The organism is Dactylosporangium sp. NPDC000244 (genome assembly GCF_040300725.1).
Classification (GTDB): domain Bacteria; phylum Actinomycetota; class Actinomycetes; order Mycobacteriales; family Micromonosporaceae; genus Dactylosporangium.
The window spans coordinates 87,766-102,339 of record NZ_JBEPEH010000014.1 but is presented as its reverse complement, the minus strand read 5'-3'; the positions used below and the strand labels follow the sequence as shown (position 1 = coordinate 102,339).

Below are 14,574 nucleotides of genomic sequence, written 5' to 3'. Positions count from 1 at the left end.
TATTTAAGGGCATGGAACTCGAAGTGGAGTTCGCCGATGCCGCCCAGGCCGAGCCACCGCCCGGCTGGGACGACTTCGTCGACAAGGGCGCCGCGCACCCGGTCTGGCGCTGGTCCGTCGTGCACGCCGCCGCCGGCCCGCGCCGGGGCGCCGCCGTGGCCGCGCTGCTGCGCGACGGGGGCGAGACGGCCGGCCTGGTGTACGCCCGGCTGACCGGCCCGGGCCGCACGCTGGCCGACGTGGGCTGCCCGGGCTCGTCCTCGATGCCCGGCCTGGTGCTGCGCGGCGGCCTGCCCGGCGTCCTCGACCCGGCGGGCGGCGCGGCCGACGACGGGCCGCTGCTGGCCGCGGCCCTCGCCGCGTTCGAGGCGGCGCTGCGCAAGGAGCACCGGCGGGTGCGCGCGGTCGCGTACCGCTCGGTCTTCGCCGGCGAGCTGCCCGTCGTGGCCGGGCGCCTGAGCCTGGTGGGGCGCGGCCTGCCGGTCACCATGTTCACGAACACCTTCGAGGACTACGAGCGCTACCTCGCCGGGCTGAGCCAGTCGCGCCGGGCCAGCCAGCGCCGCCAGGTCAAGCTCGTGGCCCGCGAGCCCGGGCTGGAGTCCTCGTTCGGCCCGCTCACCGGCCCCGTCGACCTCGACCGCTTCAACGCGCTCGCCGACACCACCAGCGGCCGCCACGAGACCCGGCGGTGGCCCCGGCCGCGGCGGCTGCCGCATCCGCTGCGGGTGGCCATGGCCACGGTGCCGGGGGTGCTGGCGGCCCGCTACGAGCGCGCGGGGGAGCTCGTCGGGCTGGGGATCAATTTCGATCATCCATCGGTACCGCTGGCGGGTCCCTGGGGCGCTCTGGACCCGCACGAGGGCGGGCCGCGGGGCCTGTGGTTCGACCAGCACGCGCGCATCCTGCGCTGGGCCATCGAGTCCGGGCGGGCCGGGGTCATCGGCGGCAAGGGGCTGGTGGAGCTCAAGGCCGAGCTGGGCTACGACATCGTCCCCCAGTGGCTCGTCCTGCGCAGGCCGCGTTGATCACCCGGCCCCGGCGAGCCGGCGCAGCACGGTGAACTGGGGCACCGCCTCGAAGCCGAGCTCGGCCTTCTGCGCCATGAGCCCCTTGCCGGCGATGTACCCGCCGCGCCCCGACTCGATGGCCCAGCGCAGCGAGCGGGCGAAGTGCTCGTACCAGATCCCCGACCGGCCGCCCTCGTGCGGGTCCAGCGCCGCCCACGGCCCGGCCAGCGGCGCCGACGGGTGGTCGAAGGTGATGGTGGCCCCCACGAGCCGCCCGTCCGCGGCGGTGTAGCGCAGCAGCCGCGCTCCCGGCACCGCGGCCTGCGCGGCGTGGAACTCCAGCGACCAGCGCCGCCGCGGCGGGAACCGGCGGCGATGGTTGCGCCGGTCGGTCTGCTCCGCGAGCGCGTGGAACGCGGCGGCGTCGAAGCGCTCCGGCGCCGGTCCGAAGTGGACGGTCACGCCGGGGTCCCCGTCGGTCTGGCGCACCAGCCGGCCCTGGTCGCGCCGGCGCTTGCTGGGCAGCGTCGCGAGGTACTCCTCGTAGCTGCCGAACCGGTTGCGCAGCACGGCCACGTCGTCGCCGCGGCGCACCAGCCCCACGCCGCGCGCCAGCACCGGCAGCGCGCCGGGGTAGACCTGCCGGTAGGACACCGCGCGTATCCGCCGCCGGTGCCGCCCCAGCGCCGCCTCGAACGCCGCCGTCACCGCGCCGAGCAGCTCGTGCGGGCCGGGCGCGAGGCCGGGCGGGAGATCGCCGGGCAGCGCCACGCCGGGCAGGGACATCGAGCCCGGGCACTCCACGTCGGCCAGCGTCCCGCCCGGCCCGATGAGCCGGGCGTGCACGAGCGCGGCCGTCCGGTCCCCGTCGCGCACCACCGCCGCGACCGTCGCCCCGTGGCGCGCGGCGGCCACGGCCCGCACCAGCGACCAGTCCCACACCGGGTGCAGCGGGGCGTCGCGGACCAGCTCGGCCCAGCCCGCCGGAGGGTCGGCGGCGGCCGGGTCGGCGAACTGCACGGCAAGGTTCCCCTGCATGACAACAGCTTATGGGCATCGATGGCTTGTATGCTCGTGGCGTGTCGGTGCTGTTGTTCGGGGCGAACCCCGGTCTCACGCTCCACGAGGGCGAGCGGACCGTCGCGTTCGCCTCCGCGTGGCGGGTCGACTGGTCGGTGCGGGGCGCGGGGACGGCGCTCGTGGTGTGGCACGACGGCGAGGTCCGGATCGCGACCGAGTCCCCGGACCTGGGCCGCTGGCTCGCCGAGGCGTTCGTGCGGCACTTCCCGGAGGTCGCCGGGCTGCCGTGGCCCGAGCCGGCGGTGACCGTGGCGCCGGTCCGTCTCGAGCTCGACCACGCCGCCGGGCTGCGCGCGGGCGCGGGCGACGTCGAGCTGGAGATCACCGGGGCGGGGCAGCCGCGCGCGATCGGCGTCGAGGCGTTCCCGGGCAACGGGCTGCGGCTCACCAACGTCTACATCCCGTGCGAGAGCGGCCGCCTGCGCCTGGGCGGCACCGAGGTCGCGGCCACCTCGGCGAACGCGTTCCTGGCCGACGCCGAGGTCTGGTCTGGAGGCTGATCAGTGTCGATCACAGCCACGCGCCCCGTGCGCATCGTCGGGGCCGGCCTCGCCGGGGCGACCGTCGCCCACGAGCTGCGCCGGGCCGGCCGGGCGGTCGAGGTCATCGAGGCCGACCCGGACTGGGGCGGGCAGCTGCGCACCGCGTCGGCGGCCGGCATCCTCTACGAGCCCACCGGGGCGCACATCTTCCACACCGCCGACGAGGAGGTGTGGCGGCTGGTCAACACGCTGGTGCCGATGCGGCCGTACCGCCACCGCGTGCGCACCGAGGTCTTCGGCCGCATCATGAGCTGGCCGCCGCAGCTGTCCGAGCTGCGCGAGCTGCCGCAGTGGCCGGTGATCGAGCGGGAGCTGGCCGCGCGCCCCGAGCACCCGGGCGGGGACAACCTCGAGGCGTGGTGCATCGAGCTCATGGGCGAGACGCTGTACCGCGAGTACATCGAGGGGTACACCCGCAAGCAGTGGGGCTGCGACCCCAGCGAGCTCGCCGCGGTCTGGGCGCCCCGCCGCATCGAGCTGCGCGAGGACGGCCACCTCGACCTGTTCCGCGACCCGCACCAGGGCTGGCCCGAGGGCGGCTACCGGCGGCTCGTCGACGGGCTGCTGCGCGGCGTGCCGGTGACGCTGGGCACGCCGGTCACCGTCGCCGACTGGGACGAGCTGTGCGCCGGGGCCGCCGCGGTCGTGCTCACCTGCGCCCTCGACGAGTTCTTCGCCGACGCGCTGGGCCCGCTGGCCTGGCGCGGGGTCCGCTTCGTGCACCGCTGGTTCCCCGACGCCGAGCACGTGCTGCCGGCCGGGGTGCTCAACACGCCCGGCCTGCAGCACCCGCACACCCGCGCGATCGAGACGAAGTGGATGAGCGGGCAGCGGGAGCCGGGGACGATGGTCAGCTACGAGTACCCCAACGCCCCGGCCCGCCACTACCCGGTCGACGACGTGCAGGGGACCAACCGGGACCTGCACCGCAAGTACGAGAAGCTGCTCGCCCAGCTTCCCGGCCCGCCGCGGGTCCTCGCCGGCCGGCTGGCCACCTACACGTACATCGACATGGACCAGGCGATGCGCCAGGGCATCAACGTGGCGCGGAAGCTGCTGACTCTGGTCGACTAGGCAGCCGGGGGTGCAGCCGGGTGCGCAGCCACGGCAGGGCGAGGACGAGCCCGGCCAGCACCAGGTGCACGGCGCAGAAGGCGATCGCACCCGCGGGCGAGGCCGGCGAGCCGGTGAAGACCGTGATGTGCGAGGCCCACGTGAAGCGCTCGGGGCGCCCCTCCGGCCAGTCGTAGAGGTAGAAGAACGTGATGTCGTTGAGCCCGGAGACGAGCACCAGCGTGGCCGCGAAGCCCAGCCGCAGCACCCGGCCCGACGGCGCGCCGCCGAGCCGGTAGCCGAACAGCACCGCGAGGATCGTGAACGCGTTGACGAAGATCGCCATCTGGTAGAACGACGGGAACGCCGCCGACTGGTCGGTCGCGTCGGCCAGCCCGAGCACCCGCAGCGTGTAGAGCGTGTCGACCACGCCCATGTAGCCGACCACGATCATGGCGAGCAGGGCCAGCCCGATCCCCGGCCGCTGCGGGAACCCGCCGATGGCGAGCACCGCGAACACGACCGGGGCGAGGCGCAGCACGAACTCCGCGGGGTTGTCGATGGTCCGGTCCGGTGGCATCACCACCATGAGCAGCAGGGTCAGCGCGCCGCCGGCGACGCCCGCCAGTAGCCAGCCCCAGCGTCGGATCACGACTTCTCCGTCCAGAAGGGGCCGAGCGCGAGGGCGTCCATGCCGGTCTTGAGGTAGCAGCGGACCGCGTCGGCCGGGGTGCAGACGATCGGCTCCTCATTGTCGTTGAACGAGGTGTTGACCACCATCGGTACGCCGGTCAGCCCGTGGAACTCGGTGATCATCTCGTGGTACAGCGCGTTGTCCTCGCGCGAGACCGTCTGCACGCGCGCGGTCCCGTCCTCGTGGGTGATCGCCGGCACCACCGTGCGTTGGTGCTCGAGCACGTCGAAGACCAGCAGCATCACCGGGCTCGGGTAGCCGCTGGCGAAGTACTCGCCCGCGTGCTCGGCCAGGCAGGACGGCGCGAACGGGCGGAACGGCTCGCGGTGCTTCACCTTCTCGTTGAGCCGGTCCTTGGTGTCGAAGCCGCGCGGGTCCGCGACGATCGAGCGGTTGCCCAGCGCCCGCGGGCCCGCCTCGATGCGGCCCTGGTACCAGCCGACGATCTTGCTCGCCGCGACCGCCTCGGCGGTCGTGCGGGTGATGCGCTCCGGGCGGGTGTAGGGCAGCCCGGCCTCGGTGAGCGCCTTCTCCATTTCGGCCTCGGTGTACTCGGGCCCGAGGAAGATGTAGTTGCCCCGGTGCCGGGGCGCGCCCCGCTCGCTGCTGACGATCATCGCGGCGCCGAGCGCGGAGCCGTCGTCGGCCGAGGCGGGCTGGGCGAAGAACTCCTCGAACGGGGTCTCCAGCAGGATCTTGCCGTTCATGACGCTGTTGAGCGCGACCCCGCCCGCGGTGCACAGGCGGGTGCGGCCGGTGTGCGCCTGCAGCCAGCGGGCCACGTGCAGCCCGGCCTCCTCCAGCGTGTTCTGCAGCGCGTAGGCGATGTCGGCGTAGTGCTGCGGCACCGCGTCGCGGGTCTTCGGCCGCGGCTGCCCGAAGCGGTCGACGAACTTCTGCGAGACCCGGTGCTTGCCGGTCGCGTGGTGGCGGAACCAGCTGAGGTCCAGCGCGTAGCGGCCCTCGTCCTCGAGCCGGATCAGCTCGCGGAAGTCCTCGACGAAGGTCGGCTTGCCGTAGGCGGCCAGCCCCATGATCTTGCCCTCGTCCTTGGCCGGGTGGAAGCCGAGCCAGCCGGTGACGCACGCGTACATCGCGCCCAGCGAGTGGGGGAACTTGACCCGGCGCACGTCGACGATCCGGTCCCCCTCGGCGACGCCGAGGAACGTGGAGGTGCCGTCGCTGCCGATGCCGTCCCAGGTGATCAGGGCCGCGTCGGTCCACGGCGACAGGTGCAGCGCGCTGGCGGCGTGGGCGTGATGGTGGTCCACGAGATGCACCTTGAAGTGCGTTCTGCCGCTGTACCCCACCGCCTCGCGCAGGATGCGCCCGAGCGTCATGGACCGGCGCAGGTGTAGTAACAGCGCCCCGCCGACGTGATAGTCGTCCGAGTGCGTCTGGGCACCGCCGCCCGACAGCGTCGAGCGCATGCTCTGGGCCCGGTCCGCGTAGTCGCCGCCGTCGTTGCGGAACACCGCCAGGGTCGCCGGCAGGTGCCGCAGGAAGTGGGTGCCGGCGTGCAGGACCTCGCGCGGGGCCTGCCAGAAGTACGCCACGTGGTCGACCTCGCCGAGGGTGATGCCCGCGTGGGCGAGGCACCATTTGACCGCCTCCGCCGGGAACGCCCCGTCGTGCTTGATCCGGGTGAATCGCTCCTCTTCGCTGAACGCGACGATCTGTCCGTTCAGCAGCAGAGCGGCGGCCGAGTCGTGATGTTGGCTCAACCCGAGTACATACATTGAAGAGTCCCGTCGTCGGTGGACGCCTTGATCATTGATCGTAATCGTTTCAAACGATCGTTTGGATCGGAAGTCCGACGATGGTATTGATATTGACAGCAGTCATCGCTGCGATCGGTGCAACCCCCGTGACGATGGAAGGCCTACAGGTGCATCCATTTACGCTGACGGTCGTCGTTCCCTGCCTTGACGAGGAGGAGAACATCGGCCCGGTCTACGAGGAGATCGTGACCGAATTGGCCGGATTCGATGACCTCGAAATCCTCTTCGTGGACGACGGGAGCACCGACGAGACGCTGGATCGAATACGATCCCTGGCCGCCCGGGATCGCCGCGTGTCCTATTTATCCTTTACTCGCAACTTCGGGGTGGAACCGGCGTTCTCGGCCGGATACCGCTACGCCCGCAACGACTGGATCCTGCATCTCGACGCCGATCTGCAATTCCCCCCGGCCGAGGGCCGCCGGCTCATCGAGACCGCGCGCACCGGCTACGACGCCGTCTTCGGCATCCGGGTGGACCGCAAGGACCGCTGGTCGCGCCGCGTCTCCTCGAAGGTCCACGACCTCATCGCCCGCCGGCTGCTCGGCATCGAGCTGCCCGCCGGGGCCACCACGTTCCGGCTCGTGCGGGCCTCGCTCGCGCGCCGGATCGTCGACCTGCGCCTGGGCACCCCCTACTTCCTGGCCACCGTGCCCCGGCTGACCGCCGCGTGGACGACGGTGCCGACCGCGCACCGGCCCCGGCTGCGGGGCGAGCCCAAGGTCCGCTGGCGCGGCCTCGCCCGCCACTCGGTGGAGCTGTTCGTGTCGTACTCCGACCGGACCATGGCCGCCGCGGTCACCGCCTGCCTGCTCGCCGCCCTGCTCGCCTTCGCCGGCCTCGCGGCGACCCTCGCCGGCGTCTCCGCCTCGGTGCTGCTCTGCCTCGCCGCCGGCATCGCCCTCGCCGCCCTGGCCGTGATGGGTCGCTACCTGGTGCACATCGGCCGCGGCCAGCCCCGCACGCCGCTGTTCCTGGTGCGCGAGGCGAACATCCCGATCGCCCCGGCCGACCTGCTCGAGCCCGGCCCGGCCCAGCGCCCGGCCCGGCTGGCGGCCGCCTCATGACGACGCTGCTCGTGCTGGGCGGCGCCGACGGCGCGCTCGGCACCCTCCGCCTGGCCCGGACGCTCGGCGTGCACACCATCTGCGCCGACGCGCGGGCCGACGCTCCCGGCGCCGCCGCCGCCGACGAGCTGCTCAACGTGAGCACCCTCGCCGTCCCCGCGATCGTGGCCGCCCTGCGCGGCCGGCGCGTCGACGGCGTCGTGTCCCCGGCCAGCGACGTGAACCTGCCGTCGCAGTACGCCCTGGCCACCCGGCTGGGCCTGCCGTGCGGGCTGTCGGAGGAGGCGGTGCGCGCCTCGGTCGACAAGGGCTACTTCCGCTCCGTCTGCGACGGCCTGGGCCTGCCCGGCCCGCGCTGGTGGCAGGGCCGGCACCGGCAGGCGCGCCAGGGCCTGCGCGACGCCGCGGTGCCGTGGCCGCTGATGGTGAAGCCCACCGACTCCAGCGGCAGCCGCGGCATCACCCGCGTCGCCGAGCCCGCCGGCCTCGGCCCCGCGCTCGCCGCGGCCGCCGCGTTCTCCCGCCGCGACGTCGTCATTGTCGAGGAGTTCCTGACCGGCCGGCACTTCACCGCCGAGGCCGTGGTCGTCGACGGCCGGATCGCCGCGACCGGGGTCACCGAGCGGCGGCTCACCGACCCGCCGTACTTCGTCACCACCGAGCACTGGATGCCGGGCGGCGACCACGCAGGGGATCTGGCCGGAGACCTGGCTGAGGACCTGTCTGGGCGCGCCCGCCCGGTGCTCGACCAGCTGTGCGCCGCGCTCGGCTACCGCTGGGGCGCCCTCAACGCCGACCTGCTGCTCACCCCCGACGACCGCCTCGTGGTGGGGGAGTGGGGCGCGCGCACCGGCGGCAACGGCGTCGCGGAGCTGCTCGGCCTCGCCTACGGCGTCGACGCGACCGAGGTGTACGTGCGCATGGCGCTCGGCGAGCGCGTCGAGGTGTCCGCCGAGCCGCGCGGTCACGCCGCGTTCCGGGTGCTCGGCGCGCCGGTGGAGGGCAAGCTCGTCGGCGTCGACGGGATCGAGGCCGCGCGCGCGGTGCCCGGGATCGCCGACGTGGTCGTGGCCGCGGCGCTGGGCGACACCGTGGTGCCCTACACCCGGGCCGGGGCCAAGCTGGGCTACCTGCTCGCCTCCGGCCCCGGCCGCGCCGCCGTGGCCGAGTCCCTGTCCGCCGCCGAGTCGGCCCTGCGCTTCGACATCGAGCCGGACGCCTGAACGCGCCGGGCGGACGGTCCCGCCGTCCGCGCGGCCGAGCCGATGCACAGCCCATCGTCGAAGGGAAGAGGACATGCTCCGCCGTACCCTGCTCGCCCTGGTGGTCACCGGCGCCGTCATCGCCGGCGCCCAGGCCCCCGCGAGCGCGATCCCGGTGCCGCCACCCGGCGGGGACCTGCTCATCGTCTTCGCCTACTACGCCGACTCGGCGAAGACCCAGGTCATCGGGCAGTCGTGGACCGGCTGCGGCCAGCCCGCGGGCAGCTGGGGGGTGACCTCGGGCATCCAGCAGGTGTTCTTCACGCCCTGCTGACCGGCGGTGCCGGAGCATGTATAAGCCTTGACTTAATTAAGCCGAGGCTGACATAGTCCCGGCATGCGCACGTTCGACAACGCCGGCGGAGCGGCCGTGGCGGCCGCCGGATCGACCGCCGGATCAACCAAGGCACTCCTGACCTGCGGCATGCTCGCCGGGCCGCTCTACATCGTCGTGGTCGTCCTGCAGGCGCTCACCAGGGACGGGTTCGACATCAGCCGGCACCCGGCGAGCATGCTGAGCAACGGCGACCAGGGATGGATCCAGATCGCGAACTTCGCGGTCAGCGGCCTGCTGTTCGTGGCGGGTGCGGCCGGGCTGCACCGGGTCCTCGGGCGGGCGGCGGGCCCGGGCGGCACGTGGGGACCCCGGTTGATCGCCGTCTTCGGTGCCGGGATGCTCGGCGCCGCCGCGTTGCGGGCCGATCCCGCCGACGGCTTCCCGCCGGGCACGGCGCGGGGCGTGCCGGCCACGATGAGCTGGCACGCGGCCGCGCACCTGCTCGTCGCCGGGGTCGCCTTTCTCGCGCTCGCCGCCGCCTGCTTCGTCTTCGCCCGGCGGTTCGCCGCGGCCGGCCGGAGCGCCCTTGCGGCCTGCGGCGGCGTGACCGGCGCGGCCTTCCTCGTCACCTGGAGCCTGCTGCTCACCCTGCAGGGATCGCGCCCCGCCAACGTCGCGTTCGCACTCGCGATCGGGCTCGCCCTGGCCTGGGCATCGCTGCTCGCCGCGCTCCATCGGCCGGCATGAGTTCCGAGATGGAGGACGCGATCCGGATGCCCATCTCCAGGAGACTCCTCGCGGTCCTGAGCGCAGCGCTGCTGGCGGGCGCCCCGGCGGCCTGTGGCTCATCGGACGCCGGCGGACCCGCGGCGGGCGACGGGCCGGGGACGGCGTTCCGCGACCGCGACCTGCTGGTCACGGCGGTCTGCTCGCCCGGCGCGAACGACGGCTGGCTGGTGTCGGTGGACGGCTGGGATCCGAAGACCTGGCGGCACGAGTCGACGGCGCAGTTCCCGGTCCCGGCCGGTGTCCTGGCCACCGAGCAGCAGGCCGGCGCCGCCCCGAAGGTCCGCTCGGGCCTGGTCGCGCTGTGCACGCCCGACCCGCGGGGACCGCTGGGCCGCAGCACGCGCGACGGCGAGGGCGGCGCGGCGGCCGTGCGGCTGATCCGGTCCCTGTTCGACCGGAACTTCACGAAGATGGCCGTGGTCATCCGCGACGGCGGCAGCGGCGCGGCGCACGCCGGTTACGTCGAGCGCGGCGGGCGGCTCACCGACCTCACCGCGACGGACGCCGGCTTCGGCTCCACGCCTCGCGAACAGCGCGCGGTCCTCAGCCCGGACGGGGCGGACGTGTGGTTCACCTACCGCGCGGACGGCGCGTGGAAGGTCGGCAGCCGGTCGGCGGGCGGGGACCACCGGCTGACGCAACGCAGCGCCGGCGGGGTGCCCGACCTCCCGCTGTTCCTGGTCGGCGAGCCGGTGCGCGCCCTGGTCGCGTACAACGTCGTGGTCTCACCCGACGGTCGGCGCTACAGCGGCTGGGCGCCCGCGGACAACAACGACGACGACGTCTTCGCGGTGCCGGCCGGCACCGCGGCGCTCACCGCCGCCACCCCGAAGGCCGCGGACAACGGTTGCGCGGGCGCCGTGGGCTGGCTCGACGGCAACACGCTGCTGTGCCCGGTCGGCCTGGACGACAACCTGGCGGCGGTCGCCGTCGACGCCCCGGGCGGCACGCCGAGGCAACCCATCCTCCCCGCCGGCAACCGGAGCAACACCGGCATGGTGATCTCGCCGGACGGCGGGCAGGTCGTGCTGCTCAGCGCGGCCGGGACCGAGCGCGAGTACTGGATCACCGCGACCGGGCCGGGCGCGACGCCGCAGCGGGTGGACCGCACCGGCGAGCTGTCCGCCTTGGGCGCCCGCGCGATCTTCGTCGAGTGGCGCTGACCGGCGCCGCGGGGCGGTCACCGGCGTTTCCGGGCCCGCAGCTGTCATACATGCGGCTGACAGGCGAACGGTGCATCGGGGACGCTGGCGGGCTCGGAAAGATCCAGACCCGCACGTGAGGTGACCATGGCCGCTGCACCCGATGCCCGGGCGGACCTGACGCTCGGTGTGCTCGGCCCGACCGTCGTGCGCCACGACGGCCGGGCCGTCGCCGCGGGCGGCCCGGCGCCGCGGACGCTGCTGTGCCGCCTGATCATCGCCGGCGGCCGGTTCGTGTCGATCGACGCGCTGGTCGACTGCCTCTGGCCGCACGAACCGCCGCCGAGCGCGCGGATCACCGCGCAGGGCTACCTGTCCGTCCTGCGCCGGGCCCTCGAGCCCGGCCGCCGGCCCCGGCAGCCCGGACGGGTGCTGGTCCGCGACGGGGCCGGCTACGCGCTGCGGCTGGGGCTGGCCGCGCTCGACGCCGACCGGTTCGCCGCGGCGGTGACCCGGGGCCGGGACCTGCTGGCCGGCGGCGACGCCCGCTCGGCGCTGGCCCGGTTCGACGAGGCGCTGGCCCTCTGGCGGGGGCCGGCGTACGCGGACTGCGCCGACCACGTGTTCGCCCTCGCGGAGTCGCAGCGGCTCCAGGAGCTGCGGACCGGGGCCGCGGAACACCGCCTGGCCGCGCTGATCGAGTCGGGCGCGCACGAGACGGCCGCCGCGCAGCTGCGGGCGTTCCTGGCCGAGCACCCGCTGCGGGAGCGGGGCTGGGCGTTGCTGGCGCGGGCGCTGTACCGGGCGGGCCGGCAGGGGGACGCACTGGCGGCGCTGCGGGAGGCGCGGAACCGCCTGATGGACGAGCTCGGCGTGGAGCCCGGGCCGGAGCTGGCCGGGCTGCACCACGACATCCTGGACCAGGCGCTCACGCCGGCGCCGCGCGCCGAGGCCGCCGGGGGCCCGGGCAACCTGCCGCACTCGATCTCGGCGCTGGTGGGGCGGGCCCGCGAACGGCAGGTGGTGTCCGAGATGCTGAGCCGGCACCGCCTGGTCACTCTCACCGGCGCGGGAGGCATGGGCAAGACGAGGCTCGCGCTGGCGGTGGCCGGCGCGCGCCGCGACGCCGACGGCCCGTGGTTCGTCGAGCTGGCTGGCCTGCACGAGCCCGCGGCGCTCGCCGGGCGGCTCTGCGCGGCGCTGCGCATCACTGGCACGGGTGGCCTCGACACCCTGATCGCGGCGCTGCGCACGCGCACGATGCTGATCGTCCTGGACAACTGCGAGCACCTGGCCGACGCGGTCGGTGCGCTCGTCTCCGCGCTGCTCAGCGCGTGCCCGAACGTGCGCGTGCTGACCACCGGCCGCCAGTCGCTGCGCGTCGACGGGGAGCACCTGTTCGAGGTGCCGCCGCTGTCCGGCGGCGTCGACGGCGAGGCGGTCACGCTGTTCGTCGCGCGGGCCGCCGCCGTGCTGAGCGGCTGGTCGCCGGGCCCGGACGAGCGGCGGGTGATCGCCCGCCTCTGCGCGGCCCTCGACGGCATGCCGCTGGCCATCGAGTTCGCCGCCGCGCAGTGCCGCGTCCTGTCCCCGCGGCAGATCCTCGAGCGGCTCGACGACCGGTTCGCGCTGCTGGCCGGGGAGCGCACCAGCTCGCGGCACACCACGCTGCTGGGCCTGATGGACTCGTGGTACGACCTGCTCAACGGCGCCGAGCGGGAGTCGCTGCAGGCCCTGGCGGTGTTCGAGGGCGGCTTCGGGTTGTCCGCGGCCAGGGCGGTCACCGGGCGCGGCGACACCCTGGCCGACCTGACCAGCCTGGTGGAGAAGTCCCTGGTGACCGTGGCGACCGTGGTCGACGGCGACGACCGGCGCTACGTGATGCTGGAGACGATCCGGCAGTACGCGCTGCGCCGCACGCCCGCCGGCCGCCGTGAGGTGCTGGGGAGCCGGCACACCGCCTGGGTCGGCGAGCTGGCGGACGTCGCCGGCGACGAGCTGCGCGGGCCCGGCAGCGCCCGGTGGATGCGGCGGCTGCACATCGAGAGCGACAACGTGCGGGCGGCGCTGCGAAGGGCGAGCGCGGCCGGGGACACGGCGGCCGTGCTGCGCATCGGCGGCGGGCTCTACTGGTTCTGGTACCGGCAGGGCCGCGCCGGCGACGGCCGGCACTATCTGGAGCTCGCGCTGCGCCGGGCCGATCCGCGGCTGCACGGGCACGCGCCGCTCGCCCGCGCGGCCATGGGCCTCGCGCTGCTGCGCTACGTCAGCGGGGCGCTCGACCAGGTCGCGGAGGCGCTGGCGATGGCCGCCCGGCACGGTGGCGCCACCGAGGACCTGGGGGTCCGGGCGCAGGTCCTCGCGACGATCGCGTACTTCGAGGCCGGCGGCGGCACCGTGGCGGTGGCGATGCGGCACGCGGGCGAGGCCCTGGCCCTCGCCCGGTCGGTCGGGCACCGGGCCACGGCCGCGGAGGCGCTCATGTGCCTCGGCGAGGCGCAGCGCCGGTGCGGCCCCGCGTCGCTGGCGAAGGCGACGCTGGCCGCCGCCCTGCACGAGGCCGACCGGTGCGGCCACGGCTGGGCGACGGTGTCCGTGCTGTGGCTGATGAGCAAGATCGAGCTGTCGCTGGACCGGCCCGTCCCGGCCGCGGTGCTGGTCCGGCGGATGCTCGAGGAGGCCCACCGCAGCGCGGACACGACCGGGTGGCTCGTGAGCGTGGCGATGTACGCGCACCTCATGGCCCGCGCGGGCCGGGCCGAGGACGCGGTGGAGCTGCGCGCGACGGTACGGTCGCTGGGCGATCGCGCGGGATACCAGGCCGAGGCGATGGACGCCGAGCTGGCGGGCTACCTCGCGGAGATTCCGCCGGGCAGCCCGCCGGGCCGGTTCGCGGCGGCCGAGGCACGCGGGCGCGATCGCTCGGTGGAGCAGACGATGGCCTGGCTCCGGTCGGATCCCCCGTTCGGTGATTCCTCGTTCGGAGACTCCTCGTTCGGGGATCAGCCGCGCGCGCTCGGTGCCGGGGTGATCTCGCCCGGGGTCACGGTGCCGGATGCGCGGGCGGGACGGACGCCTCGGGCAGTGGGACACCGGTGAGGTCGGCGCAGCGGGCGAGCAGGCTCTCCAGCAGCGCCGGGTCCAGGACGGCCGCGGACGGCTGCCACTCGCGCTCGCTGAAGTAGTGCCCGCTGACCAGGACGTCGGGGTCGGTGCCGGCGGCCAGGCGCACCTGGGCCCGCGCGGCGTCGTCCGGGCTCGTCGGCGCCGCGTCGCCGCCCATCTTGGTCCGCACCCACCCGGGGTCGACCGCGTTGCTCAGCGTCCCGGGCCAGCGGCGGGCGACGGCGACGGCGAGCATCAGGTCCAGCAGCTTGGAGGTGGAGTACACCTCGGTCCCGTTCCACGGCCGCCGCTCGCCCTGCAGGTCGTCGAGGTCGACGACGCCGTCCGCGGCCATCGCCGAGGACACGAACAGCAGCCGCTCCGGCTGGGCGAGCAGCGCCGTCAGCAGGTACGGCGCGAGCACGTTGACCTGGAAGGTCGACTCCAGCCCGTCGCCGGTCAGCTCCCGCTGCGGGCTGTCCAGCCGGGCGATCCCGGCGTTGTGCACGATGGTGTCGAAGCGTCCGAACGCGGCCAGCGACCCGGCGAGCGCCTTGGTCTCCTCGAGCGAGCTCAGGTCGCCCACCGCGATCCCGGCCGCCTCCGGCAGCGCCGCCTTGGCGACCGCCGCGCGGTCCTCGTCGCGGGCGTGCAGAACCACGCGATGACCCTCGGCGACGAGCTGGGCCGCGGTTCGCAGGCCGATGCCGTCGACCGAGCCGGTGACAAAAATGGTGCGCATGAAGTCCCTTTCGTCGTGTGCCGACCCACG

Annotated in this window: 13 protein-coding genes; 9 read left to right on the top strand and 4 right to left on the bottom strand. The window is 74.7% G+C overall.

What is annotated here, in order from left to right:
• Positions 1-11: 11 nt before the first annotated feature.
• Positions 12-1,028, top strand: coding sequence for a hypothetical protein (locus tag ABT369_RS21160; protein WP_350614162.1), 1,017 nt, complete (start codon positions 12-14; stop codon positions 1,026-1,028).
• Here the strand turns inward: ABT369_RS21160 and ABT369_RS21155 are convergent, their stop codons facing one another.
• The gene (locus tag ABT369_RS21155; protein ID WP_350614161.1) at positions 1,029-2,048 is read right to left on the bottom strand and encodes a hypothetical protein; all 1,020 of its coding nucleotides are present in this window, start codon (positions 2,046-2,048) and stop codon (positions 1,029-1,031) included.
• 41 nt (positions 2,049-2,089) lie between these two features.
• Between ABT369_RS21155 and ABT369_RS21150 the strand changes: the two genes are divergently transcribed.
• Both ABT369_RS21150 and ABT369_RS21145 read left to right on the top strand, forming a co-directional pair.
• The gene (locus ABT369_RS21150; RefSeq protein ID WP_350614160.1) at positions 2,090-2,590 is read left to right on the top strand and encodes a hypothetical protein; all 501 of its coding nucleotides are present in this window, start codon (positions 2,090-2,092) and stop codon (positions 2,588-2,590) included.
• Between the two features lie 3 nt (positions 2,591-2,593).
• Entirely contained in the window at positions 2,594-3,706 is a 1,113-nt protein-coding gene (locus ABT369_RS21145; protein ID WP_350614158.1) for a UDP-galactopyranose mutase, read from the top strand.
• Here ABT369_RS21145 and ABT369_RS21140 read toward each other — a convergent pair.
• Together ABT369_RS21140 and ABT369_RS21135 are read right to left on the bottom strand one after the other, a co-directional pair.
• The gene (locus ABT369_RS21140; protein WP_350614156.1) at positions 3,669-4,337 is read right to left on the bottom strand and encodes a hypothetical protein; all 669 of its coding nucleotides are present in this window, start codon (positions 4,335-4,337) and stop codon (positions 3,669-3,671) included. The two genes, ABT369_RS21145 and ABT369_RS21140, sit on opposite strands and share 38 nt — an antisense overlap.
• Positions 4,334-6,103: a carbamoyltransferase family protein gene (locus ABT369_RS21135; protein ID WP_350614154.1), complete on the bottom strand. Its 1,770-nt coding sequence runs from the start codon at positions 6,101-6,103 to the stop codon at positions 4,334-4,336. Before ABT369_RS21135 ends, ABT369_RS21140 begins: the two co-directional genes overlap by 4 nt.
• Positions 6,104-6,267: 164 nt before the next feature.
• Here ABT369_RS21135 and ABT369_RS21130 point away from each other — a divergent pair, with 164 nt between their 5' ends.
• From ABT369_RS21130 to ABT369_RS21105, 6 genes are all read left to right on the top strand, one after another.
• Complete coding sequence (locus ABT369_RS21130; protein WP_350614153.1) at positions 6,268-7,227, top strand: glycosyltransferase family 2 protein; 960 nt, start codon at positions 6,268-6,270, stop codon at positions 7,225-7,227.
• Positions 7,224-8,450, top strand: coding sequence for an ATP-grasp domain-containing protein (locus tag ABT369_RS21125; protein WP_350614152.1), 1,227 nt, complete (start codon positions 7,224-7,226; stop codon positions 8,448-8,450). Before ABT369_RS21130 ends, ABT369_RS21125 begins: the two co-directional genes overlap by 4 nt.
• 73 nt (positions 8,451-8,523) lie before the next feature.
• Positions 8,524-8,763 carry a DUF6289 family protein gene (locus ABT369_RS21120; RefSeq protein ID WP_350614151.1) on the top strand — a complete coding sequence of 80 codons (240 nt, stop codon included), beginning with the start codon at positions 8,524-8,526 and terminating at the stop codon, positions 8,761-8,763.
• A 63-nt stretch (positions 8,764-8,826) separates the two neighbouring features.
• On the top strand, positions 8,827-9,513 hold the full coding sequence (locus tag ABT369_RS21115; RefSeq protein WP_350614150.1) for a DUF998 domain-containing protein: 687 nt from the start codon (positions 8,827-8,829) through the stop codon (positions 9,511-9,513).
• The gene (locus ABT369_RS21110; RefSeq protein ID WP_350614148.1) at positions 9,510-10,718 is read left to right on the top strand and encodes a hypothetical protein; all 1,209 of its coding nucleotides are present in this window, start codon (positions 9,510-9,512) and stop codon (positions 10,716-10,718) included. Before ABT369_RS21115 ends, ABT369_RS21110 begins: the two co-directional genes overlap by 4 nt.
• Before the next feature lie 126 nt (positions 10,719-10,844).
• Positions 10,845-13,796 (top strand): ATP-binding protein, encoded by a 2,952-nt coding sequence (locus tag ABT369_RS21105; protein ID WP_350614147.1) that lies wholly within the window; start codon positions 10,845-10,847, stop codon positions 13,794-13,796.
• On the opposite strand, the gene ABT369_RS21100 is transcribed toward ABT369_RS21105, so the two are convergent.
• Entirely contained in the window at positions 13,741-14,544 is an 804-nt protein-coding gene (locus ABT369_RS21100; protein ID WP_350614145.1) for an SDR family NAD(P)-dependent oxidoreductase, read from the bottom strand. The genes ABT369_RS21105 and ABT369_RS21100 overlap by 56 nt on opposite strands.
• Positions 14,545-14,574 lie beyond the last annotated feature (30 nt).

Bases quoted from the DNA above. Each gene is read 5' to 3' on its own strand.
- ABT369_RS21160 (WP_350614162.1), top strand. From the start codon at position 12: ATGGAACTCGAAGTGGAGTTCGCCGATGCCGCCCAGGCCGAGCCACCG.
- ABT369_RS21155 (WP_350614161.1), bottom strand. From the start codon at position 2,048: ATGCAGGGGAACCTTGCCGTGCAGTTCGCCGACCCGGCCGCCGCCGAC.
- ABT369_RS21125 (WP_350614152.1), top strand. From the start codon at position 7,224: ATGACGACGCTGCTCGTGCTGGGCGGCGCCGACGGCGCGCTCGGCACC.
- ABT369_RS21120 (WP_350614151.1), top strand. From the start codon at position 8,524: ATGCTCCGCCGTACCCTGCTCGCCCTGGTGGTCACCGGCGCCGTCATC.
- ABT369_RS21115 (WP_350614150.1), top strand. From the start codon at position 8,827: ATGCGCACGTTCGACAACGCCGGCGGAGCGGCCGTGGCGGCCGCCGGA.
- ABT369_RS21110 (WP_350614148.1), top strand. From the start codon at position 9,510: ATGAGTTCCGAGATGGAGGACGCGATCCGGATGCCCATCTCCAGGAGA.
- ABT369_RS21105 (WP_350614147.1), top strand. From the start codon at position 10,845: ATGGCCGCTGCACCCGATGCCCGGGCGGACCTGACGCTCGGTGTGCTC.
- ABT369_RS21100 (WP_350614145.1), bottom strand. From the start codon at position 14,544: ATGCGCACCATTTTTGTCACCGGCTCGGTCGACGGCATCGGCCTGCGA.